The sequence below is a fragment of the Micromonospora sp. LOL_023 genome (assembly GCF_048060115.1).
Classification (GTDB): Bacteria; Actinomycetota; Actinomycetes; order Mycobacteriales; family Micromonosporaceae; genus Micromonospora_E.
In genome coordinates this window covers 1-1,449 of record NZ_JBHMIM010000163.1, presented here as the reverse complement: position 1 = coordinate 1,449, position 1,449 = coordinate 1, and the positions used below count along the sequence as shown (strand labels likewise).

Annotated in this window: 1 protein-coding gene; it reads left to right on the top strand. The window is 68.7% G+C overall.

Annotation, left to right across the window (positions count from 1 at the left end; all coding sequences use genetic code 11):
- Positions 1-86: 86 nt before the first annotated feature.
- Positions 87-1,403 carry an ISAs1 family transposase gene (locus ACFHVL_RS31260; RefSeq protein WP_416632224.1) on the top strand — a complete coding sequence of 439 codons (1,317 nt, stop codon included), beginning with the start codon at positions 87-89 and terminating at the stop codon, positions 1,401-1,403.
- The last annotated feature ends 46 nt before the right edge of the window (positions 1,404-1,449 follow it).

Below are 1,449 nucleotides of genomic sequence, written 5' to 3'. Positions count from 1 at the left end.
GGACACGAGGCGAGTTGCGGAACGAGCGCGACTCCTGATGATCTTTCGGGTGACTAGCCTCGAAGTTCATCGCTGGAGCCGCGCTCGTGACGTCATCATCCTTGATCGACCCCGTTGTTGACCACCTCGCTGATCTGGCGTTGTGGGAAGCCGAACTCGCCGCTGACCCGGCTCCGGCCGATCCGCTGTGGCTGGTGTCGCCGCTGGTGGCCCGGCTGGCTCGAGTACCGGATCCGCGGCGGCTGCGCGGGCTGCGTCATCCGTTGCTGGTGATCCTGGTCCTGACCGCGTGCGCCACCCTCGTGGTCGGTAACGACGGTCTGACCGCGATCCGGCAGTGGGCGGCCCGGACCCCGCAGGACGTGCTGCACCGCCTTGGTGCCCGCCGTAACCCGCTGACCGGCCGATACCTGGTGCCCAGTGAGCGCACCTTCCGGCGGGTCCTGGCCGCGGTCGACGGCGATGCTCTCGACACGGCGACCTGCGGATACGCCGCCGATGTGGTGCGCGGCGACGCCCCCGTCCCGCAGATCCCCGCCGCCCCCGGCGAACCCGCCGAACGCGAACAGCGCCGCGCGGTGACACGGACGCTCACGCACCCGGCGCCAGCGGGACTGTTACCCGCCGTCGCGGTCGACGGGAAACTGCTGCACGGCACCCGCACCGCCGGCGGGCAGGTGTTCCTGGTCGCCGCGGTCACCCACGACACTGGTGTGATCCTGGGGCAGCGACAGGTCGCCGACAAACGCGGCGAGAGCACCGTGACCGAAGACCTACTCACCCCGCTGAACGTGGCCGGCATGCTGCTCACCCTGGACGCGCTGCATACCAGCAAGAAGACCGCCCGGCTGATCACCGACACCCTCGACGCCCACTACCTGCTGATATTGAAGGGCAACCAGCCGCTCGCCCTGCAGGCCGCCCAGACGTTGCTGTCCGGCACCGACACCGAGTTCGCCGACCGAACCGACATCGACTCCGATCGTGGGCACGGACGCACCGAACGCCGCACGATCCGCGTCGCCGCCTGCGACGACAACGTTTTCCCCGGCGCCCGGCAAGTCTTTCGGCTCCGCCGCGACACCGGCGGCCTCGATGGTGTGCGCACCAGCAAACAGATCATCTACGGCATCGTCAGCCCGACCGCCGAGCAGGCCAGCCCGCAGCACCTCAACGCGTATGCGAGAGGGCACTGGTCGGTCGAAAATCGTCTGCACTGGACCCGAGACGTCACCTTCAGCGAGGACGGTTCCCAGCTCAGGACGGGTGCGGCTCCCCGCAACCTGGCCGCCATGCGCAACCTGGCCCTGAACACCTTCCGCCTCGCCGGACGCGCCAACATCGCCCACACTCGCCGTGACCTGCACGATCGCGCCGACGCCTTCGCCGTCTACCGCATCTAACAAACCGTGATCAAATCAGGCATAGAGGAACAACGCCGGGGCCGTG